We start from the raw sequence: 26,203 nt of genomic DNA on the forward strand, positions 1-26,203 counted from the left end.
CGCTCAGCGCAGGCGCTCCCGGCTCCGTTCGACACGGTACCGCCCCGGGCCGATCGGTGCCGCCCGCGCTCAACAGCGCGCGGAGCGGCCGGCAAAGCGCTTGCGCGAGTGGGGATTCGGCGCGCCGGCGCCGCTTACCAGGTGCTGGTGCGCAACACGATCTCGGCGGCCAACTGTGCCGTCGACTCCTGCACCGTGCGCCTCCCCAGGTGCACCACGCGGTATTCCGCGTAGACGTACTGCTGGCTGGCGCGGGCCACCGCGCGCGCCGCCGGGGAGCTGACGAGCACGGTGGTACCGATCTCCACCGGCGGGCAGTGGTCGTCGCGGACCACGCCGTCGCGGTCGGCGGCCCGGGGGTGCCCACGGTCGATCACGACCAGGCCGACGAACCGGCCCAGCTTCGTCGCCGCCAATTCCCAGGCCAGGTCGCCGCCGGCGCGGTCGCCCACCACCACGGCCCAGCCGATTCCCAGCGCGTCGAGGATGCCGATCACCGACTTTGGGGTCAGGCGCGGATCGAGGCCGACGACGACGGTCCGAAGCGATGCCGTGTGCAGACGCTCGCATACCGCGTCGTAAGCGGCGGGAACGCGTTCCTCGTCCCCCAGGATGACCACCACGACGCCCTGCTCGGGACCGGCCACCGCTACCGGGACGGGGAACCCGTCGAGCGTGGTCATCATTGAGGGCATTAACGCACGCTACAGCGGATCGGCCTGCGCGCGCGAGGATTTGTCCAATTCCGAGCGGGCCCAACGTGTTCTGCCTCGCCGTAAAATCGATGGTCGTGCGTGCGCATAGCGGTGAATGCCTCAGGGCCGCAACTCGGTTGCGATATGCGGTCGGCGTGGCGGCGGACCGTCGAGCAGACCGAGAACCGCGTCAACGTCGAGATGCTCGGCCAGCAGATCGGCGACCGTGTCGAGCTGAGCGTCGCGCCGCGCTGCGACGTCGGTGTGGGCGGCGACGAACCCGCCACGGCCCGCCGCGGCCGCGACGCGGCTGAGCCACGCGCGGCGGAAGTCGTCGTTGTCGAGCAGGCCGTGCCAGTGGGTGCCGAAGACCGCGCCCCGCGCGAGGCCGTGCGGTTCACAGTCGCGGCCGCCCTCCGCGCCGAACCAGCTCTGCTCGGCGCAGCGCGACACCCGGCCGTGGTGGATTTCGTAGCCGACCAGCGGCTTCGGCCAGCGGCGCAGGACCTTGGACTCGCCGAACGCGATGTCCGCGTTCAGCAGCCCCAGCCCGGCGACTTCGCCCGCCCCGGATTCCACCGTGTCGTCAATGCGCCGGCACAGCATTTGGAAGCCCCCGCAGATGCCCAGCACCGGCTTGCCGGCCGCGGCGTGGGCGGTGATCGTGTCGGCCAGCCCGCGGTCGCGCAGCCAGGCCAGATCGGCGACGGTGGATTTGCTGCCGGGAATCACGATCAGGTCGGTGTCGGCCAGGTCGGCGGGGTCGGTGATCCAGCGCACGATGACGCCCGGTTCGCATGCCAGCGCCTCGACGTCGGTGGAGTTGGAGATCCGGGGCAACCGGATCGCGGCCACCCGCAGCCACTCGCGCCCGCGCGGCGGCGCCGGGGTACCGACGACGCGGTGCGCGACCACCGACAGGGAGTCCTCGGCGTCCAGCCAGAGCTCGTCGGCGTACGGCAGCACCCCGTAGGTCGGTCGCCCGGTCATCGCCTGCAGCTGTCGCAGCCCGGGTTCCAACAGAGCGGGGTCGCCGCGGAACTTGTTGACCACAAAGCCCGCGATCAACTCTTGGTCGTCGGGATCGAGGACGGCGACCGTCCCGAACAGGTGGGCGAGCAGCCCGCCACGGTCGATGTCCCCGACCAGGATCACCGGCAGGTCCGCGGCCCTCGCCAGCCCCATGTTGGCCAAATCAGTGGCGCGCAAATTGATTTCGGCCGGCGAGCCGGCGCCTTCGCAGATGACGGCGTCGAACTCGTCACGCAGGCCGGACAATTCGTCTGCGACGATTCCCGCGAGGCGGTCGCGATGCTCCACATAGTTTGCCGCCGTGACCGAATCGGCGACCTGGCCCCGGATTATCAGCTGCGACGTTCGATCGCTGCCCGGTTTGAGCAGGATCGGATTGAACCGCACGCTGGGCTCCAGCCCCGCCGCCCGCGCCTGCAGCGCCTGCGCCCGGCCGATCTCGCCGCCTTCGACGGTGACCACGGAGTTGTTGGACATGTTCTGCGCCTTGAACGGCGCCACCCGAACGCCGCGGCGCGCCAGCAACCGGCACAGGCCCGCCGCCACCACAGACTTCCCGGCGTCGGAGCTGGTGCCGGCCACCAGCAACGCCCCGCTCAAGGGTCCCCGGCTTCTTATATCGAGGTGAGGATTTCCACGCCGGTGTCGGTCACCAGCAGGGTGTGCTCGAACTGCGCGGTCCACTTGCGGTCCTTGGTGACCACGGTCCAGCCGTCGTCCCAGATCTCGTAGTCCAGGCCGCCGAGGTTGATCATCGGCTCGATGGTGAATGTCATGCCCGGCTGCATGATCGTCGTCACCGACGGCTGGTCGTAGTGCAGCACCACCAAGCCGTTGTGGAACGTGGTGCCGATGCCATGACCGGTGAAGTCGCGAACCACGTTGTAACCGAACCGATTCGCGTAGGCCTCGATGACGCGGCCGACAACCGAAAGCGCCCGTCCCGGCTTGACCGCGTTGATGGCGCGCATCGTCGCCTCGCGGGTGCGCTCCACCAGCAGCCGGTGCTCCTCGGATACGTCGCCGGCGAGGAACGTCGCGTTGGTGTCGCCGTGCACCCCGTCGATGTAGGCCGTGACGTCGATGTTGACGATGTCACCGTCCTCGACCACCGTCGAATCGGGGATGCCGTGGCAGATGACCTCGTTGAGCGACGTGCAGCACGACTTCGGGAAGCCCTTGTAGCCCAGGGTCGACGGGTAGGCGCCGTGGTCGATCATGTACTCGTGGGCGATCCGGTCCAGCTCGTCGGTCGTCACGCCGGGCGCCACGGCCTTGCCCGCCTCCTGCAGCGCGCCGGCCGCGATCCGGCCGGCGACCCGCATCTTCTCGATCACCTCCGGCGTCTGCACCCACGGCTCGCTGCCCTCGCGCACGGTGGACTTCCACGCGTACTCCGGGCGGGGGATACGGCCGGGCACCGGCAGGGTCGGGGACAACTCTCCGGGGGAAAGCGCGGTGCGAGCAGGCATGCCGACCAGCTTAACCGCGCGCCCGACCACGATGCGGGCCGTCGAGACGTCCGCGGATCAGCGGGCGCCGCGGTCCGCGGATGGTGATCGAGCCGCACACCACCCGCCCGGTGAGGATCACATGCGGCCTTCCCTCACCGGGGGCGTCCTTGCGGCGGTCGCGGGCGCTCCCCACGTAGACCTGGACGTCGTCGATCGAGGCGCTCGCCCCGTCGGGCAGCCGGATGTCCACCGAGCCGCCCCTCATGTCCAGCTCGATGACCACCACCGGGCCCGCGAACCGGGCCCTGGTGAGGTCGAGTTCGATGGAACCCAGCCGGCGGACCAACGCCAGGCGGGTGGGCACCGTCCACTCGCCGTGGCGTTTCAGCGAGCCGGCCCAGCCGCGCAGCTCCACCCGGTCGGCCGCGGAAGTGACGATGGCGCCCGGCCCGGGCAGGTCGCCGACCAGCCCGTCCAGCTCGCCCCGGGTTCGGGCGTAGGACACTTGCGACGAGCGCTGCTCGAACTCGTCGATATCGATCAGCCCGAGCGCAACGGCATTGTGCAGTCGCCGCATCGTGCCGTTGCGGTCGGCGTCGGAAACCCGCAATGCCACCATGTCGCCGCCACGATCCGTCATGTTCGCAATTTACCGCTGTTGGAGCCCCGGGACCGGGGCAGTTCAGGCCAGGTAGCCCGGCGGCATGGCCTCGAACATGAATTTCGTCATCCGCACCGCCCACTCCGAGCTGCCACCCCCGACGATCAGCGCGGCGAACGCCAGGTCGCCGCGGTACCCGGCGAACCAGGAGTGCGACCCGCCCGGGAACTCGGCCTCACCGGTCTTCCCGTAGATCTCGCCGCAGCCGGCGATCTCCTTGGCCGTCCCATTGGTCACCACCAGCCGCATCATCGGCCGCAACGCCTCGACCATCTTCGGGCTGATCGGGGTGTCGTCCCCCTCGACCGTCGTAGGCCGACCGGCGATGAGCTGCGGCACCGGGGTCTTGCCGGCCGCGACCGTCGCCGCCACCAGGGCCATGCCGAACGGGCTCGCCAGCACCTTGCCCTGGCCGAAGCCGTCCTCGGTGCGCTCGGCCAGGTCCACCGTCGGGGGCACCGACCCGGTCACGGTGGTGAGGCCGTCAACGGTGTAGTCGAGCCCGATGCCGTAGCGGGTGGCCGTCTGGGTCAGGCCGCGGGGCGGCATCCTGCTGCTCAGCTCGGCAAACGTGGTGTTGCACGAACTGGCGAACGCGCGCGACATGGGCACCACGCCCAGGTCGAAGCCGCCGTAGTTCGGGATGGTGCGATGCCCGATGTCGATGTGGCCGGGGCACCCCAGCATCGAGTTGGGGGTGGCCATGTCGCGGTCGATGGCGGCGCCCGCCGTGATCATCTTGAAGGTCGACCCGGGCGGGAACAGGCCGTTGGTGGCCGGCAGGCCGTCGGCGTCGGCGCCCTTGTTCTGCGCGATCGCGAGGATCTCCCCCGTCGACGGCTTGATCACGACGATCATCGCCTTGCCGCCCTTGTTGTCCACGGCGCGCTGGGCGGCGTTCTGCACGACCCGGTCCAGAGTGATCGACACCGACGGCGCCGGCGACCCCTCGACCTCGTGCAGCACGGCGACGTCGACGTTGTTCTGGTTGACGCTGACCACCCGCCAGCCCGCCTGGCCGTCGAGCTGATCCATCACGGCTTTCTTCACCTCGGCGACGACGGCCGGCGCGAAATGCGGGTCGGTGGGCAGCATTTCGGCCAGCGGCGTGACCACGATGCCGGGCAGCCGACCGATCGCCGGGAAGACCTTGTCGTTGTCGTCGGGATGCAGCGTGACGCCCAGGTCCAGCGGGTGGGTCGCCGCGCTGGCCTGCTCGGCGAGCGTTTGCGGGTCGGTGAGCGTGTTATTGAACGGCCGCAACACGTCGACGATCGAGTGGGTGGTGAAGCTCAGCGACTCCGACGGGCCGGCCTGGGTAGCGTCCAGCGTGTAGTGATACAGGTAACCCGGCGCCAGCACGTCGCTGCCGCCGAGTTCGTTCACCGAGGCGCGCCGCGGCCGATCGGCCCGCAACGCGAACGTCTGGTGCTCGCCAAGCTTGGGATGCAGGTCGGTGGTGGTCCAGCGGACCTCCCAGCGCCCCTCGTCGCGCGCCATCTTCAGCTGGCCGTCGTAGGTCCAGGTCCGATTCTTGGGCAGGTGCCAGGTGAAGCGATAGCCGACCATGCCGGTGTCCTCGGCGTACTTGGCGTTGAGGATCTGGACGTCGAGGTGACTCGCCTGCAGGCCCGCCCACGCCCCGTTGAGCGCTTCGCGGGCCTCGTTGGGGTTGTCGCTGAGCTGGGCGGCCGTGGCGGTGTCGCCGATCGCCAGGGCGGCAAAGAACTTCTCGGCCGCCGGGCCAGGGCCATCGGGCCGCGGGGTGCACCCGGACATCGCGACGGCCGCAAGCAGCAGACCCGCCGCCACGATTACCAGTGGGGTTTTTGTGACCATTGGTACAGATGTTATGAAGCGCGGCCGCCGCACCGGTGTCGACACACCGAGATCGGATCGTGATGGAACGCGGGCTGTCGCCCGGGTGGCGTTTGCCCGAATGTGCGGTGGCGTTTGCCCGAATGTGCGGCCAGCCGCACCTTCGGAGCCGAGTGTGCGGCTGGCCGCACACTCGCGGTCAGTCCAACAGCACCGTCGCGAAGGTGCCCACCTCGGCAAAGCCGACCCGGGCGTACGCGGCGCGGGCCACGGTGTTGAAGCTGTTCACGTAGAGGCTCGCGGTGCGGCCGCTGCCGACGATCACCGCGGCCACCGTTGCGGTGCCTGCGGTGCCCAGCCCCAGGCCCCGCCACTCGGGGTGCACCCACACCCCCTGGATCTGGCCGACGCCCGGCGACTGCGAGCCCACCTCGGCCTTGAAGACGACCTGGCCCTGCTCGAAGCGGGCCCACGCGCGGCCGGCCGCGATGAGGCTCGCCACCCGGCGCCGGTAACCCCGACCGCCGTCACCGATGCGGGGGTCGACGCCGACCTCGCCGATGAACATGTCCACGGCGGCCACCAGGTAGGCGTCCAGCTCGTCGGGCCGGACCTGCCGCACCCCGGCGTCGATGTCGCAGTTGGGATGGCGGGACAGCGCCAGCAGCGGCTGGTGGTCGCGCACGTCGCGCGCCGGTCCCCACGCCGGCTCGAGCCGCTCCCACATCCGCATCACCAGGTCGGCCCTGCCGACCAGGGACGAACAGCGCCGGGTTCCGCTCATCGCCTCGTCGGCGAAGGCATCCATGTCCCCCGCGGCGCCGCGCAGCGGGATCAGGTTGGCGCCGGCGAAGCACAGCGACTCCTGCGCCCCGCGCACGGTCCACAGTTCGCCGCCGATGGAGTTGGGATCGATGCCGTGGTCGGCCACCCGGGCCGCGACCATGCACGACCCGACGGGATCCTCGTCGAACACCCGCCAGACGGCGGCGGCGTCGCGCACCACCGACACCCGTCGCTCGCCGACAAGGCGGAAGAGGGGCGGAGCCGACATCTGGCGAACTCTCTGTGCTGCGAACTAAAGGACCGGGAAACCGGACCCCATCAGCTTACGGTCACGATCGGCGAACCGCTGGATGTTGTGTCAGGACCGTGATCGGTTCCCATCTCCGAGGCTAACCGCATCGCCTCCTCGATGAGCGTCTCGACGATCTGCGCTTCGGGCACGGTCTTGATCACCTCGCCGCGAACGAAGATCTGCCCCTTGCCATTTCCCGACGCGACGCCCAGGTCGGCCTCGCGGGCCTCGCCGGGGCCGTTCACCACGCAGCCCATCACCGCGACCCGCAGCGGGACGTCGAGGCCGTCCAGCCCGGCGGTCACCGCGTTGGCCAGGGTGTACACGTCAACCTGGGCGCGGCCGCAGGACGGGCAGGACACGATCTCCAGCCCGCGCGGCCGCAGGTTCAGCGACTCGAGGATCTGGATGCCGACCTTCACCTCTTCGACCGGCGGCGCGGACAGCGACACCCGGATGGTGTCGCCGATCCCCCGCGACAGCAGCGCGCCGAACGCGACCGCGGACTTGATGGTGCCCTGGAAGGCCGGGCCGGCCTCGGTGACGCCCAGATGCAGCGGGTAATCGCACTGCGCGGCCAGCTGCTCGTAGGCGGCGACCATCACGACGGGGTCGTTGTGCTTGACGCTGATCTTGATGTCGCCGAAGCCGTGCTCCTCGAACAGCGAGGCCTCCCACAGCGCGGATTCGACGAGCGCCTCCGGGGTGGCCTTGCCGTACTTCTCCAGGAACCGCTTGTCCAGCGAGCCGGCGTTGACGCCGATGCGGATCGGGATGCCCGCCGCGGCCGCGGCCTTAGCGACCTCGCCGACCCGGCCGTCGAATTCCTTGATGTTGCCCGGGTTTACCCGCACCGCGGCGCAGCCCGCGTCGATCGCGGCGAAGATGTACTTCGGCTGGAAGTGGATGTCGGCGATCACCGGGATTTGGCTGTGCCGCGCGATCTCGGCGAGCGCGTCGGCGTCCTCCTGGCGCGGGCAGGCGACGCGGACGATGTCGCAGCCGGCGGCGGTCAGCTCGGCGATCTGCTGCAGCGTCGTGTTGACGTCGTGCGTCTTGGTCGTGCACATGGACTGCACCGAGATCGGGTAGTCGCTGCCGACCCCGACGTCGCGAACCATCAGTTGGCGCGTCTTGCGGCGGGGGGCGAGCGTGGGCGCCGGAGGGTCCGGCATGCCCAGGCCAACGGTCACTGTGATAGTTCCTTAGCTATTGGAAGAGCCTGATCGGGTTGACCAGATCAGCGGTCACGGTCAGCAACATGTACCCGACCACGAACACCAGCACCACGTAGGTGGCGGGCATCAGCTTGAGGTAGTTCACCGGTGCGGCCGCGACCATGCCGCGCGCCGACCGGACGAGGTTGCGGATCTTTTCGAACGTCGCGATGGCGATGTGGCCGCCGTCGAACGGCAGCAACGGCACCAGGTTGATCGCGCCCAGAATCAGGTTCAGCTGGGCCAGGAAGAACCAGAACGCCACCCAGAGTCCGTGGTCGACGGTGTCGCCACCGATGATGCTGGCGCCGACCACACTCATCGGGGTCTGCGGGTCACGCTGCCCACCGCCGATGGCGTGCACCAGGGCACCCACCTTGGTGGGGATGGTGACCAGCGCCTTGCCCACCTCGCCGGTCAGGTCCCAGGTGAACGCCAACGTGGCCGGCACCGCCGAGAACACGCCGTAGTGCGTGGGCGCGAGCTTGACGGCGGCCACGCCGATGGCACCGACCGTCGACGGCGCCGCCTGCCCGCTCTGCCCGCCCGCCCCATTGGTCAAAAAGCGCTGGGTCGGCGTGACGTCGACGTAGGTGGTGATCGTGTTGCCGCCACGCTCGACGACGACCGGGACGGTGCCGTGCATCTTGCGAATCGCGGCGGCCATGTCCTCGAAGGTGGACACCGGGGTGTCCCCGACCTTGACCACGACGTCGCCGGCGCGAATCCCGGCCATGGCGGCCGGACCCGGGCCGGTGCAGTCCGCGACCTTCCCCGGGGCCACTTCCGGTGCGACACAAGCGGTTTCACCCACCACCGCCCTGGTCGGCGGGTGCAGGTTCGGCAACCCCCAGACCAACGCGATGCCGTAGATCAGCACCAGGCAGATGACGAAGTTCATGGCCGGACCCGCGAACAGCACCGCCACGCGCTTCCACACGTCCTGCTTGAACATCGCGCGGTCGGTCTCGTCGGGCGCCAGCTCCTCGACCGAGGTCATGCCGGCGATGTCGCAGAAGCCGCCCAGCGGCACGGCCTTCAGGCCGTATTCGGTCTCGCCGCGCCGCGTCGACCACAGCGTGGGCCCGAACCCGACGAAATAGCGGCGGACTTTCATGCCGGTGGCGCGGGCGACCCACATGTGGCCGCACTCGTGCAGGGCCACCGAAATCAGGATGGCGAGGGCAAACAGCACAATGCCGATAGCGAACATCATCTCCGACTGCAGGACCTTTCTCACACCATTCCAGAGGCGTTGACGGAGGCCTCGGTGGGCCGTGCGTGTGCGACTCGATCGATTTGGCGCCTGGCCTTCTCCCTAGCCCAGCGCTGCGCGTCTAGTACCTCATCCACGTTAGCGGGTGAAACCGCCCATTGGTCTGCGGCGTGCAGCACGTCCGCGATGGTTTCGACGATCGCCGGGAACCCGACGCGGCCGTGCAGGAACGCCTCGGCGGCCTCTTCGTTGGCCGCGTTGTACACCGCGGTCATGCAGCCGCCCGTCTGGCCGGCATACCGGGCCAGCTCGACGGCGGGGAAAACTTCGCTGTCCAGCGGCTCGAAATCCCAGCTAGAGGCGGTGCTGAAGTCGCAGGAGGCCGCCACTCCGGGAACCCGGGCCGGCCAGCCCAGGGCCAACGAGATAGGCAGCTTCATGTCCGGGGGGCTGGCCTGGGCGATGGTCGAGCCGTCCACGAAGGTGACCATCGAATGAACAATCGACTGGGGGTGCACGACCACCTCGATGCGGTCGTAGCCGATGCCGAACAGCAGATGCGTTTCGATGAGTTCGAGACCCTTATTGACCAGTGACGCCGAGTTCAGGGTGTTCATCGGTCCCATCGACCAGGTCGGATGGGCGCCGGCCTGTTCCGGCGTGACGCCCTCGAGCTGGGCGGCGGTCCAGCCCCGAAACGGCCCGCCGGAGGCCGTCAGCACCAGCTTGGCGACCTCCTCGGGGTCGCCGCCGCGCAGGCACTGGGCCAGCGCCGAGTGTTCGGAATCGACGGGCACGATCTGACCTGGGCGCGCCGCCTCGAGGACCAGCGGCCCGCCGGCGACCAGGGATTCCTTGTTGGCCAGGGCCAGCCGGGCGCCCGATTCCAGCGCGGCCAGTGTCGGCCGCAGGCCCAGCGCGCCCACCAGCGCGTTGAGGACCACATCGGCCTCGGTGTCCTGCACCAGGCGGGTCACCGCCTCTGGTCCGCGGTAGGGGACGGCGGCGATCTGGGCGGCGCGTTCGTCGGCGACGGCGACGTTGGTGACGCCGGTCTCGGCGCGTTGCCGCAGCAGGGTCTCCAGGTTTGCGCCGCCCGCGGCCAGGCCCACCACCTCGAAGCGGTCGGGATTGGCCGCGATCACCTCCAGCGCCTGGGTGCCGATCGAGCCGGTGCTGCCCAGCACCAGCACGCGCAGGCGGCGTTCGGGTGTCGCGGTTGTCACTCGTTCATTGTGCCCGCTCGGTCCCGCAACCGGTGTGCCAGAATCTCCCTACCAGCCGATCACGAAAGGGACTCACCGTGGCCAGTACCGAGGTGGAACAGTTCACCGGCGTCGACACCGTTGAGGTGCCGTCGGCGGCGTGGGGTTGGAGCAGGATCAACCACCGCACCTGGCACATCACCGGCCTGGTCATCTTTGGGTTCCTGCTGGCGATGCTGCGCGGCAACCACGTCGGCCACGTCGAGAACTGGTTCCTGATCGGGTTCGCCGCCTTGGTGCTCGTCGCCCTGGTCCGCGACCTGTGGGGCCGTCGCCGGGGCTGGATCAGGTAGGCGCTACCCGCCTTCGGCGGCCAGCTGTCCGCAGGCCCCCAACAAACGCCTGCGCTCCAGCTACCCGCCTTCAGCGGCCAGCTGTCCGCAGGCGGCGCTGATCTCGCGGCCGCGGGTGTCCCGCACCGTGCACGACACCCCGTGCCCGCGCACCCGGCGGACGAACTCACGCTCCGCCGCCTTGGGGCTGGCGTCCCACTCGCTGCCCGGGGTCGGGTTGAGCGGGATCAGGTTCACATGCACCAGCGGGCCGAGCGCCCGATGCAGACGTTTGCCCAGCAGGTCGGCCCGCCACGGCTGGTCGTTGACGTCGCGGATCAGGGCATACTCCACCGACACCCGCCGGCCGGTGATGTCGGCGTAATAGCGGGCCGCGTCGAGCGCCTCGGTGATCTTCCACCGGTTGTTGACCGGCACCAGCGTGTCGCGCAATTCGTCGTCGGGCGCGTGCAACGACAGCGCCAGCGTCACCCCGAGCCGCTCGTCGGCCAGTTTGCGGATGGCCGGGGCCAGGCCGACGGTGGAGACCGTGACCGAGCGGGCCGAGATGCCGAAACCGTGCGGCGGCGCTTCGGTGATGCGGCGCACCGCGGCCACCACCCGCGCATAGTTGGCCAGCGGCTCCCCCATACCCATGAACACGACGTTGGAGAGCCGATCGCCGAAATCGTCCCGCAGGGCCACCGCGGCGGAGCGGACCTGCTCCAGGATCTCCGCGGTGGACAGGTTGCGGGTCAGTCCGCCCTGCCCGGTCGCGCAGAACGGGCAGGCCATGCCGCAGCCGGCCTGCGAGGAGATGCACACGGTGTTGCGCTGCGGGTAGCGCATCAGCACCGACTCGAACGTCGTCCCGTCGGTGCCGCGCCACAACGACTTTCGGGTCTGCCCGGCGTCGCAGGTGACCTCGGCGGCCGAGGTGAGCAGGTGCGGGAACATCGCGTCGGCGATCCGGTCCCGCACCGCCGCGGGCAGGTCGGTCATCTCTCGGGGGTCGGCGATCAGGCGGCCGTAGTACTGCTGCGCGAGCTGCTTGGCGCGAAACGCCGGCAGGCCGAGCTCGGCGACGGCCGAGGCGCGGCCATCCGCGTCGAGGTCGGCCAGGTGCCGCGGCGGCCTGCTGGGACGGGGTTCGGTGAAGACCAGTTGTGCGACCATGTCCAGTCCAGTATCGGCCCTCCTCAGGGTACGAGCGTCAGCACCGTCCAGGCGGCGACCGCCGAGGGGAGCACGCCGTCGAGCCGATCCATCAGCCCGCCATGACCGGGCAGCAGGCGGCCCATGTCCTTGATGCCCAGATCGCGCTTGATCTGCGACTCGACCAGATCGCCAAGCGTGCTGGTCAGCACCAGGATCACGCCCAGCACCGCACCGATCCACAGCGGCTTGCCGGCCAGGAAGGTGGCGGTCAAAACGGCCGCGGTGACGCCGAAGAGGAGCGAACCGGCGAAACCCTCCCACGACTTCTTCGGGCTGATCGCGGGCACGATCGGGTGCTTGCCGAACAGCACGCCGACGGCGTAGCCGCCCACGTCGGAGGCGACGACGGTGACCATCAGGCAGAACACCCGGCCCGCGCCGTCCTGGGGGTAGACGAGCAAGGCGCCAAAGGAGGCGAACAGCGGCACCCACGCGGCCAGGAACACCGTCGCGGACGCGTCGCGCAGGTAGTTGGCCGACGGGGACCCGGCGAACGGCTCGGGTCGCCTCCTGTTGTCCTGCATGAACAGGCGCCAGACGTTGCACACCACCACCGTGGCGCCGAAGCCGGCCAGGGCGCCGGCCGCATGGAACGGCCACGTCAGCCAGATGATGGCCTGACCGCCGATCAGCAACGGGATCAGCGGGATGACGTATCCGGCCTCGCGCAGCCGTCGCACCACCTCATGGGTGGCGACGGGGATGGCGATCGCGACGATGGCAACCCAGAGCCGGGGCGCGAACACCAGCGTGACGATGAGCACGCCGCCGATTCCGGCGCCCACCGCGATGGCCGCGCGCAGGTCGCGTCCCGCACGGGAGGTCTTCTTGGCCGGCTGCTGCGCGGTCTTCTTGCCCTCACGCGCCGGCTCGTCGGGCGTGCTGGCTGCGCCGGTGGTTGCCACGGACCTGGGTGAACTTAGCTGCTGAGCGGCCGCTAGACCTCCAGCAGCTCGCCTTCTTTGTGCTTGACCAGGTCCTCGATCTGGGTGATGTACTGGTGCGTCGTCTTGTCCAGGTCCTTCTCGGCGCGGCCGACCTCGTCCTCGCCGGCCTCGCCGTCCTTGCGGATGCGGTGCAACTCCTCCATCGCCTTGCGGCGGATGTTGCGCACCGACACCTTGGCGTCCTCGCCCTTGCCCTTGGCCTGTTTGACCAGCTCGCGGCGGCGCTCCTCGGTGAGTTGGGGAACCGCCACCCGGATCAAGGTGCCGTCATTGGTGGGATTGACGCCCAGATCCGAGTTGCGGATAGCGGTCTCGATCGCGCCCAGCTGGCTGGTTTCGTAGGGCTTGATCACCACCAGCCGGGCCTCCGGGACGTTGATGCTGGCCAGCTGGGTGATCGGGGTGGTGGCGCCGTAGTAGTCGATGGCGATCCGGGAGAACATGCCCGGATTGGCGCGACCGGTTCGAATGGTTGACAAGTCGTCACGGGCGACCGCTACGGCCTTCTCCATTTTCTCTTCCGCATCAAAGAGAGCCTCGTCAATCATTGCGCCGCTCCTCTCCCCCGCAAAACGGGAGGTGCCCCCACATCGCTGCGTTGTGCATCGTCGCCGGCGCGGATCATCGTTCGCTCTTCCCCTCAAGTGGTGACCAGTGTCCCGATTTTCTCACCGGCGACCGCGCGGGCGATATTCCCATTGGTCAGCAGGTTGAACACCAGGATCGGCATGCCATTGTCCATGCACAGGCTGAACGCTGTGGCATCGGCCACCCGCAGCCCCCGGTCGATGACCTCGCGGTGAGTGATCGCGGCGATCAGCTGGGCTTCCGGGTTCACCCGTGGATCCTCGGTGAACACCCCGTCGACCGCCTTGGCCATCAGGACGACGTCCGCACGGATCTCCAGCGCGCGCTGCGCGGCCGTGGTGTCGGTGGAGAAGTACGGCAGCCCCATGCCGGCCCCGAAGATCACCACGCGCCCCTTCTCCAGGTGCCGGACGGCGCGCAGCGGCAGATAGGGCTCGGCGACCTGCCCCATCGTGATCGCGGTTTGGACGCGGGTGACGATGCCCTCCTTTTCCAAAAAGTCCTGCAGCGCGAGGCTGTTCATGACCGTGCCGAGCATGCCCATGTAGTCCGAACGGGTGCGTTCCATGCCGCGCTGCTGCAGTTGCGCGCCCCGGAAGAAGTTGCCGCCGCCGATGACGACGGCGACCTGGACACCGTCGCGCACCACCTCGGCTATCTGGCGGGCCACCCGCGCCACGACGTCGGGATCGAGCCCAACCTGGCCGCCGCCGAACATCTCACCGCCGAGCTTGAGCAGCACCCTCGAGTATTTGGGCCGCAGGCGGGGCTGCCCGGCAGCTGATCCATTCTCCGGCGCCTTGGGTTCCCTGGACTCCGTCATCAGGCTCCTCGCATGAGAGTGCCATCCCGGGGTGACCTCTCCGGAACGGCATTTCACATCCTGCCTCATCGCAGCACAACGCGGCGCCGGCGGGGTGCGTTATGCGCAGAGTTGGCGATTGCGACGGCTTTTCGCGGCTATCGGCCCAGGTGAGGCCGCCGGTGCCGGCAGTATCACTCCCTGCGGATGGCGGATGTTTGAGCGGTGCCCGCCAGGGGGAATCCGCAGCATCGCGGTGGGGATTTCGCGGTCTTGAGAACAAGGGCCAGCCTTAACCGCATGACCGGACCGGTCGCTTGGCGATCGGTAGTGAGCGCGGGATCGCTCAGGTACGCCTACAAGGAGGAACGGATCCATGGCGGACAACAACTCGGGACCTGCTGAAGCTGTCAAGGGCGTCGTCGAGGACGTCAAGGGCAAGGCCAAGGAGGCCGTTGGTGCGGTGGCGGGTCGAGACGACCTCACCCGCGAGGGCCAGGCCCAGCAGGACAAGGCGGAAGCCCAGCGCGACGCGGCGAAGAAGGAAGCCGAGGCCGAGGCGGCCCGCGGCGGCGCCGAAGCCGCTGAGGAGCGCCAGAAGGCCAATCAGTAGCTTGCTGGGAGGATGGGTCCGGTCTGTGAAGACAGGCCGGACCCATCGACTTTTCCGGGCACGCGACCGGATGCGGTTAGCTGAGCCGGTCGGGGCGATCGGCTAATTCAACACACTTTGCATAGTTTCGCGACGAGCGGGTATTCATCGTCGCGCTTGCAGACATCTCCCTGAGGTGCCTACGGGCCGGGAACTCACCCGAAGGTTCTCTGGAGATGTCCTTGGACGTATTACTGCTGACCGACGCGGACGACTTCGATCGCGCTCTACCGCCGTTGAACTCCTTCGCGAAAGTCATGCAGCGAGTGCCCCTCAGCGGCGACACCCACGGTCCCGCACAATCCGGCGACGTGGCGATCATCGATGCTCGTGGGGATCTCGCGGCGGCCCAAACAGCCTGCCGCCGCCTGACGACGGATGCCCCCGCCACCGCGGTGGTAGCGCTGGTGTCGGCAGCCGACGGCCTGGCGGTCGAAGGCGAGTGGAACGTTGACGACGTCATGCCGCCCGTCACCGACGCCAACGAGCTCCAGGAACGGCTGGGGCGGGCGATCGCCCGCCGGCGCAGCGCAATCAACGGCAGTTTGAAATTCGGTCCCCTGCTGCTGCACCCGACCGCCCTGACCGGATCGCTCGAAGGCAAGGGCCTGGCCCTGACGGTGACCGAGTTCAAATTGCTGAGTTTCCTTGTGCAGCATGCCGGTCGGCCGTTCACCCGCACCCGGCTGATGCACGAGGCGTGGGGCTACGACTGTAACGGCCACATCCGTTCGGTCGATGTCCACGTGCGGCGGCTGCGCGCCAAGCTCGGGCCCGCGCATCAGTCGATGGTCGACACGGTCCGCGGCGTCGGGTACATGGCCGCGACCCCACCGCATCCGGAATGGATCATCAGCGAGTCCGCGCCGACCCCGATGGAGCCAGCGCCTGCGCAGTGAATCCCGTTGCGCGGGTGAGGTTTCGGGATCAGCCGAAGAGTGGAAATGCGCGCTTGCGCGCGAGCGCGTCCATCCCCTCCTGGATGGCGTCCTGGACCTCGCGGTACTTGCGGTCGACGTAGGCGTCGTCTTCGGCAAGCTCGGGGTCGTGGTCGAGCTCCACGGTCGGCATGAACCGGGTCCTGATCTTGGCCGGCAGCGGCAGCTGCGGCAGCGCCGCCGGCGCGATGCCCCACGGCAGTGAGACCGCCAAGGGGAACACTTTGAGGCGCAGCAGGCGGTCCAGCTGTAGGGCCTTCGACAGCTTGTCGCCGCGGATCAGCACGGGCATCGCGTCGGCGCCGCCGACCGTGGCGATCGGCACGATCGGCACGCCGGCCCGAATCGCCATCTTCACGAAGCCTTTTCGGCCCGCGAGGTTGGCCTGGTCGCGCTCGGTCCAGGGGCGCAGCGAGTCCACTTCCCCGCCCGGCCACAGCGCGACGTCACGACCTTCGGCGAGGGCGGTGGCGATCGCGTCGGGGGCGGCCGGCAGCACACCCATCGAGCGGAAGTACCTGCCGATCACCGGAATCGCCATCAACGCGTCATGCGCGGTGCCGTGCAGTGGGCGATCCTGCCCGAAGCGCCGCCACCACTGCAGACCCACGGTCCAGGCGTCCCAGACGAAGGGAGCGCCGGAGTGGATCCCCACCAGCAGCGCGGGTGGGTCCGGGATATTTTCCCAGCCGTCGATTTCCATTCGAAACCAGTAGTCCACCAGCACATTCCACAGGTATTTCTGCCGCTGCAGAGTGGTCTCGTCCTGGCCGCTGAGGTCCCATTGGCCGGCCCGCTCTGCGACCCAGCCGCTGATTCCGCCATCCTGGCCGCTGCGCCGCTCCTCCATCGTCGCCCGCGCCTGTTTGGCGTTCAGTTTCGCTTGTTCGCGTACTTCTGGAGGTCTGTGATCCGGGTTACTCATGGGTGCGGTGTACCCGATTCATGCGCGCACGATGCAACTGCCGCCCGCAAATGCGGAACTCCCCGCGTCGCACGCGACGCGGGGAGATATCCGCAAGCCGGATTAGGTGTGGGCCGGGGCCGGCGGAGCACCCGGTACCGGGCTGGCGTTAGGGGCGGCACCCGGCGCAGCGCTGCTCGGCACGTTCGACGTCCACATCAGGATGTCCTGCATCCCGTCGTTGTAGACGACGCCGTTGGGCGGCGCGCCGGTCACGTCGAAGTACAGAGTTCCGGTCGACTCGCTACCCTGCGCGATCGGCGCGGGGCTCAGGCCGTTGGGAACCCCAACCTTGTCGATCACCCGGTAGTTCTGGCCATTGGGCCCGCGGGCGATGAAGTCGTTGACCATCGGGGTCACGAGCCCGCCGTCCGACCGAGCGGTGACGTCCGCCTGGTAGAGCGTTCCCTTGGGCGTGTAGCCCGGAATTGTGACGTTGCTCGGCTGCAGGTTGCTCACCGTGTAGTTGGTGACCAACGGGCCGTCGACGAGCTGCTCACTGGTGCCGAAGCCCTGAATGTTCGGCGGCGCGGCGGCAGCCGTCGACGCGGCGAAAACGCTTGCCACCGCTATCCCCCCGGCAGCGGCGGCAGTCTTGATGGCCCTCTTGGTGACCTTCATTGCTCATTCCTTTCGTGTTGAACAATCGCCCCCCGTAAGGGCAATACACACACGAGTCGCAAATAGCCATTCGCCTTACGCTCTAAACATGCGGGTCCGCTGAATAGCGAATTAGTGCAGGTTAGCTGGTGAAACGCGGTTTAATTGTCGGACAGCATCTTTCGCATCAGCTTTTAACATCCGTATCGCTATTCACGTCCGGTCACTGGCGCAACGCGGGCGATTAGCCTCCGGCCCGGTGGGTAGTCGGAGCGGGACGAAACCGACGAGGACGGAAGGGGCGTCCATGGAACGCGGAAGCTCCAAGCACAGCCCACGCGAGGACGACGAACTCAAGCACGAATTGGACGGCACGCTGCGCGGCAACCGGCCCAGTCGCGCCGAGGAGTGGCATGATCCCGAACCCCCGGCCGACGACGACCCCGACGTGCCCACGGCGGGCCCGGTGACGCGCGAGCGGTAAATCTGGCGAGGCGTTTGCTCGCAGCAATTCTCGACACGAATAGAGGAAACAGATGGGCTTTGCGCCTCAACAACAATCCGCCCCCGGCGTGCAGGCCGAGATGAACCCGGTTCCCGACTGCGGCGAAAACAGTTACCGGGGCTCGGGAAAGCTCACCGGCAAAAAGGCGATCATCACCGGTGGTGATAGCGGCATCGGCCGCGCGGTCGCAATCGCTTTCGCCCGGGAGGGCGCCGACGTGCTGATCTCCTACCTCAACGAGGACGACGACGCTCGCGACGTCGCCCGCTATGTGCAGGACGCCGGGCGGAAGTGCGTACTGGTGTCCGGCGACCTGTCGGACGCTGCGCACTGCCGCGCCGTCGTGGATCGAGCCGTCGAGGAATTCGGCGGCATCGACATCCTGGTCAACAATGCCGCCTACCAGATGATGCACAAAAGCCTCGACGAAATCAGCGACGAGGAATGGGATTACACCTTCCGGCTCAACGTCGGCGCCTACTTCCATCTCACCAAGGCGGCCGTGCCGCACATGAAGGCCGGCGCATCGATCATCGGCAGTTCATCGGTCAACTCCGATACGCCCAACCCCACCCTGGCGCCCTACGCGGCGACCAAGGCTGCCATCACCAACTTCTCGGCCAGCCTCGCTCAGCTGCTGGGCGAGAAGGGGATTCGGGTCAACAGCGTGGCGCCGGGCCCGATCTGGACCCCGCTGATTCCCTCCACCATGCCGCCGGACAGCGTCGAATCGTTCGGCGAGAACACGCCGCTGGGCCGCGCCGGTCAGCCCGCAGAGCTAGCCCCCGTCTACGTGCTGTTGGCCTCCGATGACGCCAGTTACATCTCCGGCGCGCGGGTGGCCGTGACCGGGGGGCGGCCAATTCTCTAGGGCAGCATCGAAAATGCGCGCCGGGCGTCAGGAGCCCCGGTTCTCGCCGAGCTCCTCGACGATCGGGCTTTGGACGGGATTGTCCTTGGCGTTTTCGGCCAGCCCGGGCTTGGTGTGGGTGCGACGCGCCGCGGCCTTGCCACCGTTCTCGACGTCACGGTCGTCGGCGATGGTGACCGACGCGGCAACCTGGGCGGCGTTGTTGTAGGTCTCGGGCGGAATGCCCCGCAGGGCGCGGACCGTGTCGTCGTCACAGCCGTTGCGATCGGCGGCGTCAAGCAAATCCTGCTTGTTCGCCGGAAAGTCCACATCGCTCAAGCATCGACGCAGCTGATTGGGGGTGGTGGACGCAACCATGGCTGTCGGGATGCCCCGAAGCCGCGGGTCTAAACGAGCTCATCGCGTGTCACATCGGCGGGTCCGCGGTTCTCAGCGGCCGCGGACTCGACGGTTCTGCTTCTTGATCGCGTCCACCAGCTCCGCCTTGCTCATCGTGGACCTTCCCCGGATGTCGAGTCGGCGGGCCACATCGAGCAGATGCTTCTTGCTCGCATTCGCGTCGACACCCTCGGCGGTCTGACCGGACGCACGCGGACCACCGCTTTCGGCTCGCTCGTCCGACGGGCCCTTGTTTTCTTTGGGCTCCCAGTGGTCGCCGACCTTTTCGAAACTGTGCTTGAGCGCGGAATAGGCCACTCGGTGTGCGCGCTCTTCGCTGCCGTATTCGTCGGCGGCCGCGTCATGAGTCTTGGCGAAGGTGCGTTGCGCTTTGGCATTGGAACGTTGCAGCGTGCTCGGCAATTCGTCCTTCTTCGGCTTGCCGCCTTTCGTGGTCTTCGGCATGGAACCTCCTCGGGGTGCGCGTGACGTGTCGATTACCCCGTTGACCGGCCGGCAACCCCCGTCGCGTCGGCGAACCTGCCCGCCCGGCCGACAAAATATGTCAAGATGATTGACATGGTTCAGTCCGAAGACGCCCCGCTTGGTTACCTGCTGTACCGGGTGGCGAGCCTGCTGCGACCGGAGGTTTCGGCGGTGTTGGGCCCGCTGGGCCTGACGTTGCCCGAATTCGTCTGCCTGCGAATGCTTTCCATGCTGCCGGGGATGTCCAGCGCCGAACTGTCCCGGCAGGCCGGTGTCACACCGCAGGCCATGAACACGGTGCTGCGCAAGCTGGAAGACATTGGTGCCGTGGCGCGCCCGACGTCGGTCTCCAGCGGCCGCGCACTGCCCGCCACGCTCACGGGCCAGGGCCGCGCCCTGCTCAAACGCGCGGAAGGCGCGGTGCGGACCGCCGATGCCCGCATCCTGGCCAAGCTGACCGAGGCTCAGCAGCGCGAGTTCAAACGAATGCTCGACAAGCTCGGTTCCGACTGACCGGCACCTAAGCGGTTTGGATCCGGGCCCACGGCCGGGCCTCTTCGAGTTCGTAGGCCAGCTCGAGCAGTAGCGCCTCCTGCCCGGTGTCGGCCGAAAACATCATCCCCACCGGCATGCCTTCGTCGGACTGGGCCAACGGAAGCGAAAGCGCCGGCTCACCGGTGACGTTCTGCAGCGGGGTGAACGAGACCCAGTCGATCAGCCGCTCGATGATCTGGTGGTAGTCGGTGGGTGCCAGATAGCCGATGCGGGGCGTCTCGTCGGCGAGCGTCGGGGTCAGCACGACGTCGTAAGTGCCGAAGAATTGGGCGGTGCGCCTGCGGATTCGGCGCAGCCGCATGATCGCCAGCGGCAGTCGGTGCATGTTGCGCGCGGTGTGCCGCTCCAGACCGAGGGTGAGACTGTCCAGCCTGCTGCGGTCGAACGTCGCGCCGAACATTCGCCGCCCGGTGCGCACCTGGGCCAGCGCCAAAAATCCCCAATACAGCACGAAGTCGTCGACGAAACTGGCCGGCACCGGGGGTTCGTCGAGGTATTCGACGCGGTGGCCCAGCTCCTCGAGGAGACCGGCCGACTTCAGCGTGAGTTCGCGCACCTGCGGGCTGCAGTCGCGTTGCACCGAGCGGGTCAGCACCGCGATTCGCAGCCGCTGCCTGCCGGGCCCGGTGACGTCCCCGATCGGCGCCAGATTCGGGTTGCGCCAAATGCGTTCGGCCTCGCGGTAGAACGTCGCCGTGTCGCGCACCGAGCGGGTCACCACACCGTTGGCGACGATGCCCACCGGCATCCGGCGCAGGTGCGGGTCCAGCGGCAGCCGCCCCCGCGACGGCTTCAGCCCGACGAGGCCGTTGCAGGCGGCGGGGATGCGGATGGATCCGCCGCCGTCGTTGGCGTGGGCGATCGGCACGACACCGGCGGCGACGAAGGCCCCCGAACCCGACGACGAGGCGCCGGCGCTGTAGTCGGTGTTCCACGGGTTGCGCACCGGCCCCAACCGGGGGTGCTCGGCCGACGCGCTGAACCCGAATTCCGACAGCTGGGTCTTGCCCACGGGCGCCAGCCCGGTGGCCAGGAACAGCCGGGTGAACTCGCCGTCGGAGGTGGCGTTCCGCGGCGTCCACGCGTCGGTCCCGTGCATCGTCGGCTGGCCGGCGATGTCGACGTTGTCTTTGAGGAACGTCGGGACGCCTTCGAAAAACCGCGAGAAACCGTTCGCCAGCGGGGCGGCGGTTCGTGCCTGCTGGAAGGCGGCGTAGGCCAGGCCGTTGAGGATCGGGTCGACGGCCTCGGTGCGGGCGATGGCCGCCTCGACCACCTCCGCCCTGCCAACCCAGCCGGCCCGTATCGCGTGCGCGAGGCCGACCGCGTCGAGATCACCGAGGGCGTCGTCGCCGAACGCATGCACGTGTCGCATGGATCGACGCTAACCCGCATCCGCGCGGGGCCTAGGCTTGGCCCACCTCGAAGCGCACGAACCGCGTCACCGTGACGCCGGCCTCGTCGAGCAGCGCCTTGACCGTCTTCTTGCTGTCGGACACCGACGGCTGCTCCAGCAGCACCGCGTCCTTGAAGAAGCCGTTCAGCCGGCCTTCGACGATCTTGGGCAGGGCCTGCTCCGGCTTGCCCTCCGCCTTGGCTGTTTCCTCGGCGATCCGACGCTCGCTGGCCACCACGTCTTCGGGAACGTCCGCGCGGGACAGGAAGCGCGCCTTGAGGGCGGCGATTTGCAGCGCCACCGAATGCGCGGCCTCGGAATCCGAGCCCTGGTACTCGACCAGCACACCGACGGCGGGTGGCAAGTCGGCCGCCCGCTTGTGCAGGTAGGCCTCGACGGTGCCGTCGAAGTACGCGACGCGACGCAGTTCGAGCTTCTCGCCGATCTTGGCCGACAGGTCGGCGATGGCCTGCTCGACCGTGGTGGCCGGCGAGCCTTGGCCGATGGGGGAAGCCTTGAGCGCGTCGACGTCGGCGGCCTTGGACTGGGCCGCCGCCGAGACGATGTCGTCGGCGAGCTTCTGGAATTCGGCGTTCTTGGCGACGAAGTCGGTCTCGGAGTTCAGCTCGATCAGCGCGCCGCCCCGCGCGGCGACCAGGCCCTCGGCCGTGGCGCGCTCGGCCCGCTTGCCGACGTCCTTGGCGCCCTTGATGCGCAACGCCTCGACGGCCTTGTCGAAGTCGCCGTCGCTCTCGGCCAGCGCGTTCTTGCAGTCGAGCATGCCGGCGCCGGTGAGCTCACGAAGCTTCTTGACGTCGGCGGCGGTGAAGTTGGCCATGTCAGCCTTCCCTAGGAGGGTTCAGTGGTTGATTCGGGTGCGCCCGCAGCGGCGTCGGTGGGGGCGCTGGCGGCAGCGGAGGCCAGCAGTTCCTGCTCCCATTCGGGCAGCGGCTCGGCGGCCAGCGAGTCGGAAGCCTCGGGCTTGCCGTCGCCGCGGCCGACCCCGGCGCGGGCCTGCAGGCCCTCGGCGACGGCGGAGGCGATCACCTTGGTCAGCAGCGCGGCCGAGCGGATGGCGTCGTCGTTGCCCGGGATCGGGTAGTCGACCTCGTCGGGGTCGCAGTTGGTGTCCAGGATCGCGATGACCGGGATGCCGAGCTTGCGGGCCTCGCCGACGGCGATGTGCTCCTTGTTGGTGTCGACGACCCAGATCGCCGACGGCACCTTGGCCATGTCGCGGATACCGCCCAGGCTGCGCTCCAGCTTGTTCTTCTCCCGGGTCAGCATGAGGATTTCCTTTTTGGTGCGGCCCTCGAATCCCCCGGTCTGCTCCATCGCCTCGAGCTCCTTGAGGCGCTGCAGGCGCTTGTGCACGGTGGAGAAGTTGGTGAGCATGCCGCCCAGCCAGCGCTGGTTCACATAGGGCATGCCGACGCGCGTCGCCTCGGCCGCGACCGATTCCTGCGCCTGCTTCTTGGTGCCGACGAACAGCACCGTTCCGCCGTGCGCGACGGTCTCCTTGACGAACTCGTACGCCTTGTCGATGAAGGTCAGTGTCTGCTGCAGGTCGATGATGTAGATGCCGTTGCGGTCGGTGAAGATAAACCGCTTCATCTTGGGGTTCCAGCGACGGGTCTGGTGCCCGAAGTGGGTGCCGCTGTCCAGCAGCTGCTTCATGGTTACGACGGCCATGCTTGTGCCTTACGTGTGTCGGTTGTCGCCCGGCATCGGGTGAAGCCGGGCCCTGGCGCCTGCTGCGATGCCGGACCTCGCCAGGAAACCCTGGCGGGGACCGCCCGGCACGCGGTGCGTACTCCTAGTGGGACGGGAGACGCGGGGCGGACGCGCGAAGTCAGCCCGCGAACGAGCTGCGACCAGCAGTTTACACGGACTCAGCTGGTGGTTTTGCACAGCACCGGGCGCACCTGAGTGGTGGCGACGCCGCCGGCGCAATCAACTGAGCCGATGCGACGGGTGTGGTGGCTCTCATTGTGGCTGGCGGTGTTGTGGTTGGCGCTGCTCAGCGCGGCGCCGGCGGTCGCGGACGACGGTCGCCTGGACTGGCCGCTGCGCCCGCCGCCCGCGGTGGCCCGGGGCTTCGACGCTCCGTCCCCGGACTGGCAGCCCGGGCACCGAGGGGTGGACCTGCCCGGCGCGCCTGGTCAACCGGTGTACGCGGCGGGTACCGCCACCGTGGTGTTCGCCGGTCAGCTGGCGGGGCGGCCGGTGGTGTCGCTGGCCCATCCCGGCGGGCTGCGCACCAGCTACGAGCCGGTCCGGGCGGCGGTGCGGGTGGGTCAGCCGGTGACGGCCGAGACGGTGCTCGGGTCGCTCGAGCCCGGGCATGCCGGCTGCCGGGCGGCGGCCTGCCTGCACTGGGGCGCGATGTGGGGCCCGGCGTCCGGGGCCCGCTACGTCGATCCGCTTGGACTGGTGAGGTCGACGCCAATCCGGCTCAAACCGTTGCGGGGTTGAGCGTGCGCTCACGCCCGCGGATGGGCCTGATCGTGCACCGCCCGCAACCGGGAGACGGCGACGTGGGTGTAGAGCTGGGTGGTCGCCAGGCTGGAATGGCCGAGCAACTCCTGCACCACGCGCAGGTCGGCCCCGCCTTCCAGCAGATGCGTCGCCGCGCTGTGCCGCAGCCCGTGCGGGCCCATGTCGGGGGCACCGTCCACCGCGGCGACCGTCTGGTGCACCACCGTGCGGGCCTGGCGCACGTCGAGCCGCCGGCCCCGCGCACCCAGCAGCAGGGCCGGGCCGGACTCGGCGGTCACCAGCGCGGGGCGCCCCTCGTCGAGCCAGGCGCGCAGCGCCTCGGCGGCCGGCATCCCGAACGGCACGGTGCGCTGCTTGTTGCCCTTGCCCAGCACCCGGACCAGCCGATGACGGGCGTCCACGTCGTCGAGGTCGAGGCCGCACAGCTCGCTCACCCGGATTCCGGTGGCGTACAACATCTCGACGATCAGCCGGTCCCGCAGGGCCATCGGATCACCTTGTTGGGCACCGGATTTCGCGGCGGCCATCGCGTCGAGCGCCTGGTCCTGGCGCAGCACCGCCGGCAGTGTGCGGTGCGCCTTGGGCACCTGCAGCCGCGCCGCCGGGTCCCCGGCCAGCAGCCCGCGCCGCACGGCCCACGCGGTGAAGGCCTTGACCGCCGAGGTGCGGCGGGCCAGCGTCGTGCGGGCCGCCCCGGCCGTGGCCGCGGACGACAGCCAGGAGCGCAACAGCGGCAGGCTCAGCCCGTCCAGCCCGGCGCCGCGGCTCTCGAGGAACGTCAGCAGCGAGCGCAGGTCGCCGAGGTAGGCCCGACGGGTGTGCGCCGAGCGGCCGCATTGCAGCGACAGGTACTCGTCGAATTCCTCGAGGATGGCCTCCACGCCTGCAACGTTCGCAGGCGCCGGGGGGCCGATTCAGCCGACGCGCCGAAGCGTGTCCGGGGTGAGATCTTTCAATGTCGGGTAGCCGTCGACGGCCATGATCAGGTCCGCCTCGGCCAGCAGCGAACGGAGCACATGCACGACGCCGTCGACGCCGCCCAGCGCCAGGCCGTAGGCGTACGGACGACCGACCCCCACCGCGGTCGCGCCCAGCGCCAGCGCCTTGACGATGTCGGCGCCGTTGCGGATGCCCGAATCGAACAGCACCGGCAGCCCGTCGGCCGCCTCGATCACTCCGGGCAGGCAGTCCAGCGCGGGCAGACCCCCGTTGGCCTGGCGGCCGCCGTGCGTCGAGCAGTAGATGCCGTCGACGCCACCGTCCTTGGCGCGCCGGGCATCGTCGGGATGGCAGATGCCCTTGATGATGAGCGGCAGCTTGGTCAGCGATCGCAGCCAGGGCAGGTCGTCCCACGTCAACGGATTGCCGAACGTCGTGATCCACTGCAGCACAGTGGCCTGCGGGTCCTCCTCGGGCGGGAGCTGCAGGCCGGCGCGAAAGACCGGGTCGCTGGTGTAGTTGCTCAGGCACAGGCCCCGCAACTGCGGAAAGTTCGCCGTGCTGAGGTCGCGCGGACGCCACCCGGGGATCCAGGTGTCCAGGGTGACGATGATGGCCTGGTAGCCGGCGGCCTCGGCCCGCTGCACCAGGCTGGCGGCGAGCTCGCGATTCTTCGGTGTGTACAGCTGGAAAAAGCCGGGGGTGTCGCCGAACTCGGCGGCGACGTCTTCCAGCGGGTCGGCGGTCAGGGTGGAAACGACCATCGGGACACCGGTCGCCGCCGCGGCGCGCGCGGTGGCCACGTCGCCGTGGCCGTCTTGAGCGCAGATGCCGATGACGCCGATCGGGGCCATGAACACCGGCGACGGCAGCGTCAGGCCGAACAGCTCTACCGACAGGTCGCGCTCGGCGGCGCCGACGAACATCCGGGGGATCAAACCCCAGCGGTCGAACGCCTCGCGATTGGCCCGTTGGGTGCGCTCGTCGCCGGCGCCGCCGGTCACGTAAGACCACACCGACGGCGACATCGCCCGCTCGGCCCGGGCCTCCAGCTCCGCGAAGGCCATCGGCAGCGCGGGCGCGACCCCGCCAAGACCCCGGAAGTAGATCTCGTTCTGGTAATCGCCGAAATGCGCCATGGAAGTAGAGGATGCCAG

28 protein-coding genes and 1 pseudogene are annotated in these 26,203 nt (G+C 68.9%); 7 read left to right on the forward strand and 22 right to left on the reverse strand.

Going from position 1 to position 26,203, the window contains the following annotated elements; translation table 11 throughout:
* Positions 1 to 134: 134 nt before the first annotated feature.
* From ACEL92_RS18290 to dxr, 9 genes are all read right to left on the reverse strand, one after another.
* The gene (locus ACEL92_RS18290; RefSeq protein ID WP_374022116.1) at positions 135 to 695 is read right to left on the reverse strand and encodes an alpha/beta hydrolase; all 561 of its coding nucleotides are present in this window, start codon (positions 693 to 695) and stop codon (positions 135 to 137) included.
* A 120-nt stretch (positions 696 to 815) separates the two neighbouring features.
* Entirely contained in the window at positions 816 to 2,327 is a 1,512-nt protein-coding gene (locus ACEL92_RS18295) for a cobyric acid synthase (protein WP_374022117.1), read from the reverse strand.
* Positions 2,328 to 2,341: 14 nt separating this feature from the next.
* Positions 2,342 to 3,199, reverse strand: a complete 858-nt coding sequence (gene map / locus ACEL92_RS18300) for a type I methionyl aminopeptidase (RefSeq protein WP_374022118.1) — start codon at positions 3,197 to 3,199, stop codon at positions 2,342 to 2,344.
* Between the two features lie 10 nt (positions 3,200 to 3,209).
* Positions 3,210 to 3,821 (reverse strand): DUF1707 domain-containing protein, encoded by a 612-nt coding sequence (locus ACEL92_RS18305; RefSeq protein WP_374022119.1) that lies wholly within the window; start codon positions 3,819 to 3,821, stop codon positions 3,210 to 3,212.
* A gap of 42 nt (positions 3,822 to 3,863) precedes the next feature.
* On the reverse strand, positions 3,864 to 5,681 hold the full coding sequence (locus ACEL92_RS18310; protein ID WP_374022120.1) for a penicillin-binding transpeptidase domain-containing protein: 1,818 nt from the start codon (positions 5,679 to 5,681) through the stop codon (positions 3,864 to 3,866).
* A 178-nt stretch (positions 5,682 to 5,859) separates the two neighbouring features.
* A complete protein-coding gene (locus ACEL92_RS18315; RefSeq protein WP_374022121.1) occupies positions 5,860 to 6,714 on the reverse strand; it encodes a GNAT family N-acetyltransferase in 855 nt (284 codons plus the stop codon).
* Between the two features lie 50 nt (positions 6,715 to 6,764).
* Entirely contained in the window at positions 6,765 to 7,931 is a 1,167-nt protein-coding gene (gene ispG, locus ACEL92_RS18320; protein WP_374022122.1) for a flavodoxin-dependent (E)-4-hydroxy-3-methylbut-2-enyl-diphosphate synthase, read from the reverse strand.
* A gap of 16 nt (positions 7,932 to 7,947) precedes the next feature.
* Complete coding sequence (locus ACEL92_RS18325) at positions 7,948 to 9,171, reverse strand: RIP metalloprotease (protein WP_374026264.1); 1,224 nt, start codon at positions 9,169 to 9,171, stop codon at positions 7,948 to 7,950.
* Between the two features lie 20 nt (positions 9,172 to 9,191).
* Positions 9,192 to 10,397 carry a 1-deoxy-D-xylulose-5-phosphate reductoisomerase gene (dxr, locus tag ACEL92_RS18330; protein WP_374022123.1) on the reverse strand — a complete coding sequence of 402 codons (1,206 nt, stop codon included), beginning with the start codon at positions 10,395 to 10,397 and terminating at the stop codon, positions 9,192 to 9,194.
* Between the two features lie 77 nt (positions 10,398 to 10,474).
* Between dxr and ACEL92_RS18335 the strand changes: the two genes are divergently transcribed.
* Positions 10,475 to 10,729: a DUF2631 domain-containing protein gene (locus ACEL92_RS18335; RefSeq protein ID WP_068088435.1), complete on the forward strand. Its 255-nt coding sequence runs from the start codon at positions 10,475 to 10,477 to the stop codon at positions 10,727 to 10,729.
* 60 nt (positions 10,730 to 10,789) lie between these two features.
* Here the strand turns inward: ACEL92_RS18335 and rlmN are convergent, their stop codons facing one another.
* The 4 genes from rlmN to pyrH form a co-directional block, all read right to left on the reverse strand.
* Positions 10,790 to 11,884 carry a 23S rRNA (adenine(2503)-C(2))-methyltransferase RlmN gene (gene rlmN, locus ACEL92_RS18340; RefSeq protein WP_374022124.1) on the reverse strand — a complete coding sequence of 365 codons (1,095 nt, stop codon included), beginning with the start codon at positions 11,882 to 11,884 and terminating at the stop codon, positions 10,790 to 10,792.
* 23 nt (positions 11,885 to 11,907) lie between these two features.
* Positions 11,908 to 12,831 carry a phosphatidate cytidylyltransferase gene (locus ACEL92_RS18345; protein ID WP_374022125.1) on the reverse strand — a complete coding sequence of 308 codons (924 nt, stop codon included), beginning with the start codon at positions 12,829 to 12,831 and terminating at the stop codon, positions 11,908 to 11,910.
* Between the two features lie 32 nt (positions 12,832 to 12,863).
* A complete protein-coding gene (gene frr / locus ACEL92_RS18350) occupies positions 12,864 to 13,421 on the reverse strand; it encodes a ribosome recycling factor (protein ID WP_067269849.1) in 558 nt (185 codons plus the stop codon).
* Between the two features lie 92 nt (positions 13,422 to 13,513).
* Complete coding sequence (gene pyrH, locus ACEL92_RS18355) at positions 13,514 to 14,284, reverse strand: UMP kinase (protein ID WP_374022126.1); 771 nt, start codon at positions 14,282 to 14,284, stop codon at positions 13,514 to 13,516.
* A 355-nt stretch (positions 14,285 to 14,639) separates the two neighbouring features.
* Between pyrH and ACEL92_RS18360 the strand changes: the two genes are divergently transcribed.
* Entirely contained in the window at positions 14,640 to 14,876 is a 237-nt protein-coding gene (locus ACEL92_RS18360; RefSeq protein ID WP_067901776.1) for a CsbD family protein, read from the forward strand.
* A 215-nt stretch (positions 14,877 to 15,091) separates the two neighbouring features.
* On the forward strand, positions 15,092 to 15,814 hold the full coding sequence (locus ACEL92_RS18365; RefSeq protein WP_374022127.1) for a winged helix-turn-helix domain-containing protein: 723 nt from the start codon (positions 15,092 to 15,094) through the stop codon (positions 15,812 to 15,814).
* Positions 15,815 to 15,842: 28 nt separating this feature from the next.
* On the opposite strand, the gene ACEL92_RS18370 is transcribed toward ACEL92_RS18365, so the two are convergent.
* Together ACEL92_RS18370 and ACEL92_RS18375 are read right to left on the reverse strand one after the other, a co-directional pair.
* A complete protein-coding gene (locus tag ACEL92_RS18370; RefSeq protein WP_374022128.1) occupies positions 15,843 to 16,778 on the reverse strand; it encodes a lysophospholipid acyltransferase family protein in 936 nt (311 codons plus the stop codon).
* A 102-nt stretch (positions 16,779 to 16,880) separates the two neighbouring features.
* The gene (locus ACEL92_RS18375; protein ID WP_374022129.1) at positions 16,881 to 17,438 is read right to left on the reverse strand and encodes an MPT63 family protein; all 558 of its coding nucleotides are present in this window, start codon (positions 17,436 to 17,438) and stop codon (positions 16,881 to 16,883) included.
* 286 nt (positions 17,439 to 17,724) lie between these two features.
* Between ACEL92_RS18375 and ACEL92_RS18380 the strand changes: the two genes are divergently transcribed.
* Positions 17,725 to 17,901: a hypothetical protein gene (locus ACEL92_RS18380; protein WP_374022130.1), complete on the forward strand. Its 177-nt coding sequence runs from the start codon at positions 17,725 to 17,727 to the stop codon at positions 17,899 to 17,901.
* A gap of 52 nt (positions 17,902 to 17,953) precedes the next feature.
* Positions 17,954 to 18,793, forward strand: coding sequence for an SDR family oxidoreductase (locus ACEL92_RS18385; protein ID WP_374022131.1), 840 nt, complete (start codon positions 17,954 to 17,956; stop codon positions 18,791 to 18,793).
* A gap of 27 nt (positions 18,794 to 18,820) precedes the next feature.
* On the opposite strand, the gene ACEL92_RS18390 is transcribed toward ACEL92_RS18385, so the two are convergent.
* Positions 18,821 to 19,102 (reverse strand): DUF2795 domain-containing protein, encoded by a 282-nt coding sequence (locus ACEL92_RS18390; RefSeq protein WP_374022132.1) that lies wholly within the window; start codon positions 19,100 to 19,102, stop codon positions 18,821 to 18,823.
* A 120-nt stretch (positions 19,103 to 19,222) separates the two neighbouring features.
* Positions 19,223 to 19,636, reverse strand: coding sequence for a ChaB family protein (locus ACEL92_RS18395; RefSeq protein ID WP_374022133.1), 414 nt, complete (start codon positions 19,634 to 19,636; stop codon positions 19,223 to 19,225).
* A 114-nt stretch (positions 19,637 to 19,750) separates the two neighbouring features.
* On the opposite strand from ACEL92_RS18395, the gene ACEL92_RS18400 reads away from it, so the two are divergent.
* Entirely contained in the window at positions 19,751 to 20,170 is a 420-nt protein-coding gene (locus ACEL92_RS18400) for a MarR family winged helix-turn-helix transcriptional regulator (RefSeq protein ID WP_374026265.1), read from the forward strand.
* 7 nt (positions 20,171 to 20,177) lie between these two features.
* Here the strand turns inward: ACEL92_RS18400 and ACEL92_RS18405 are convergent, their stop codons facing one another.
* The 3 genes from ACEL92_RS18405 to rpsB are packed head-to-tail and all read right to left on the reverse strand — an operon-like array spanning position 20,178 to position 23,300.
* Positions 20,178 to 21,587 carry an amidase gene (locus tag ACEL92_RS18405; RefSeq protein ID WP_374022134.1) on the reverse strand — a complete coding sequence of 470 codons (1,410 nt, stop codon included), beginning with the start codon at positions 21,585 to 21,587 and terminating at the stop codon, positions 20,178 to 20,180.
* A 31-nt stretch (positions 21,588 to 21,618) separates the two neighbouring features.
* Complete coding sequence (gene tsf, locus ACEL92_RS18410) at positions 21,619 to 22,446, reverse strand: translation elongation factor Ts (protein WP_374022135.1); 828 nt, start codon at positions 22,444 to 22,446, stop codon at positions 21,619 to 21,621.
* Between the two features lie 11 nt (positions 22,447 to 22,457).
* On the reverse strand, positions 22,458 to 23,300 hold the full coding sequence (rpsB, locus tag ACEL92_RS18415) for a 30S ribosomal protein S2 (protein WP_374022136.1): 843 nt from the start codon (positions 23,298 to 23,300) through the stop codon (positions 22,458 to 22,460).
* A 273-nt stretch (positions 23,301 to 23,573) separates the two neighbouring features.
* On the opposite strand from rpsB, the pseudogene ACEL92_RS18420 reads away from it, so the two are divergent.
* Positions 23,574 to 24,074 (forward strand): annotated as a pseudogene (locus ACEL92_RS18420) (M23 family metallopeptidase); the annotation flags it as partial.
* 17 nt (positions 24,075 to 24,091) lie between these two features.
* Here ACEL92_RS18420 and ACEL92_RS18425 read toward each other — a convergent pair.
* Positions 24,092 to 24,988 (reverse strand): tyrosine recombinase XerC, encoded by an 897-nt coding sequence (locus ACEL92_RS18425; protein ID WP_374022137.1) that lies wholly within the window; start codon positions 24,986 to 24,988, stop codon positions 24,092 to 24,094.
* A 33-nt stretch (positions 24,989 to 25,021) separates the two neighbouring features.
* Entirely contained in the window at positions 25,022 to 26,185 is a 1,164-nt protein-coding gene (locus ACEL92_RS18430; protein WP_374022138.1) for a lactate 2-monooxygenase, read from the reverse strand.
* Between the last annotated feature and the right edge of the window lie 18 nt (positions 26,186 to 26,203).

The sequence above is a fragment of the Mycobacterium hainanense genome (genome assembly GCF_041890355.1).
GTDB lineage: Bacteria > Actinomycetota > Actinomycetes > Mycobacteriales > Mycobacteriaceae > Mycobacterium > Mycobacterium hainanense.

Excerpts from the sequence above, each read along its gene's own strand:
- ACEL92_RS18405 (WP_374022134.1), bottom strand. The coding sequence starts at position 21,587 with ATGCGACACGTGCATGCGTTCGGCGACGACGCCCTCGGTGATCTCGAC.
- ACEL92_RS18430 (WP_374022138.1), bottom strand. The coding sequence starts at position 26,185 with ATGGCGCATTTCGGCGATTACCAGAACGAGATCTACTTCCGGGGTCTT.
- ACEL92_RS18395 (WP_374022133.1), bottom strand. The coding sequence starts at position 19,636 with ATGCCGAAGACCACGAAAGGCGGCAAGCCGAAGAAGGACGAATTGCCG.
- ACEL92_RS18380 (WP_374022130.1), top strand. The coding sequence starts at position 17,725 with ATGGAACGCGGAAGCTCCAAGCACAGCCCACGCGAGGACGACGAACTC.
- ACEL92_RS18305 (WP_374022119.1), bottom strand. The coding sequence starts at position 3,821 with ATGACGGATCGTGGCGGCGACATGGTGGCATTGCGGGTTTCCGACGCC.
- map (WP_374022118.1), bottom strand. The coding sequence starts at position 3,199 with ATGCCTGCTCGCACCGCGCTTTCCCCCGGAGAGTTGTCCCCGACCCTG.
- ACEL92_RS18360 (WP_067901776.1), top strand. The coding sequence starts at position 14,640 with ATGGCGGACAACAACTCGGGACCTGCTGAAGCTGTCAAGGGCGTCGTC.
- frr (WP_067269849.1), bottom strand. The coding sequence starts at position 13,421 with ATGATTGACGAGGCTCTCTTTGATGCGGAAGAGAAAATGGAGAAGGCC.
- tsf (WP_374022135.1), bottom strand. The coding sequence starts at position 22,446 with ATGGCCAACTTCACCGCCGCCGACGTCAAGAAGCTTCGTGAGCTCACC.
- rpsB (WP_374022136.1), bottom strand. The coding sequence starts at position 23,300 with ATGGCCGTCGTAACCATGAAGCAGCTGCTGGACAGCGGCACCCACTTC.
- ACEL92_RS18310 (WP_374022120.1), bottom strand. The coding sequence starts at position 5,681 with ATGGTCACAAAAACCCCACTGGTAATCGTGGCGGCGGGTCTGCTGCTT.
- ACEL92_RS18400 (WP_374026265.1), top strand. The coding sequence starts at position 19,751 with ATGGTTCAGTCCGAAGACGCCCCGCTTGGTTACCTGCTGTACCGGGTG.
- ACEL92_RS18290 (WP_374022116.1), bottom strand. The coding sequence starts at position 695 with ATGCCCTCAATGATGACCACGCTCGACGGGTTCCCCGTCCCGGTAGCG.
- pyrH (WP_374022126.1), bottom strand. The coding sequence starts at position 14,284 with ATGACGGAGTCCAGGGAACCCAAGGCGCCGGAGAATGGATCAGCTGCC.
- ACEL92_RS18325 (WP_374026264.1), bottom strand. The coding sequence starts at position 9,171 with ATGATGTTCGCTATCGGCATTGTGCTGTTTGCCCTCGCCATCCTGATT.
- ACEL92_RS18385 (WP_374022131.1), top strand. The coding sequence starts at position 17,954 with ATGGGCTTTGCGCCTCAACAACAATCCGCCCCCGGCGTGCAGGCCGAG.
- ACEL92_RS18375 (WP_374022129.1), bottom strand. The coding sequence starts at position 17,438 with ATGAAGGTCACCAAGAGGGCCATCAAGACTGCCGCCGCTGCCGGGGGG.
- ACEL92_RS18365 (WP_374022127.1), top strand. The coding sequence starts at position 15,092 with ATGTCCTTGGACGTATTACTGCTGACCGACGCGGACGACTTCGATCGC.
- ACEL92_RS18315 (WP_374022121.1), bottom strand. The coding sequence starts at position 6,714 with ATGTCGGCTCCGCCCCTCTTCCGCCTTGTCGGCGAGCGACGGGTGTCG.
- ACEL92_RS18370 (WP_374022128.1), bottom strand. The coding sequence starts at position 16,778 with ATGAGTAACCCGGATCACAGACCTCCAGAAGTACGCGAACAAGCGAAA.
- rlmN (WP_374022124.1), bottom strand. The coding sequence starts at position 11,884 with ATGGTCGCACAACTGGTCTTCACCGAACCCCGTCCCAGCAGGCCGCCG.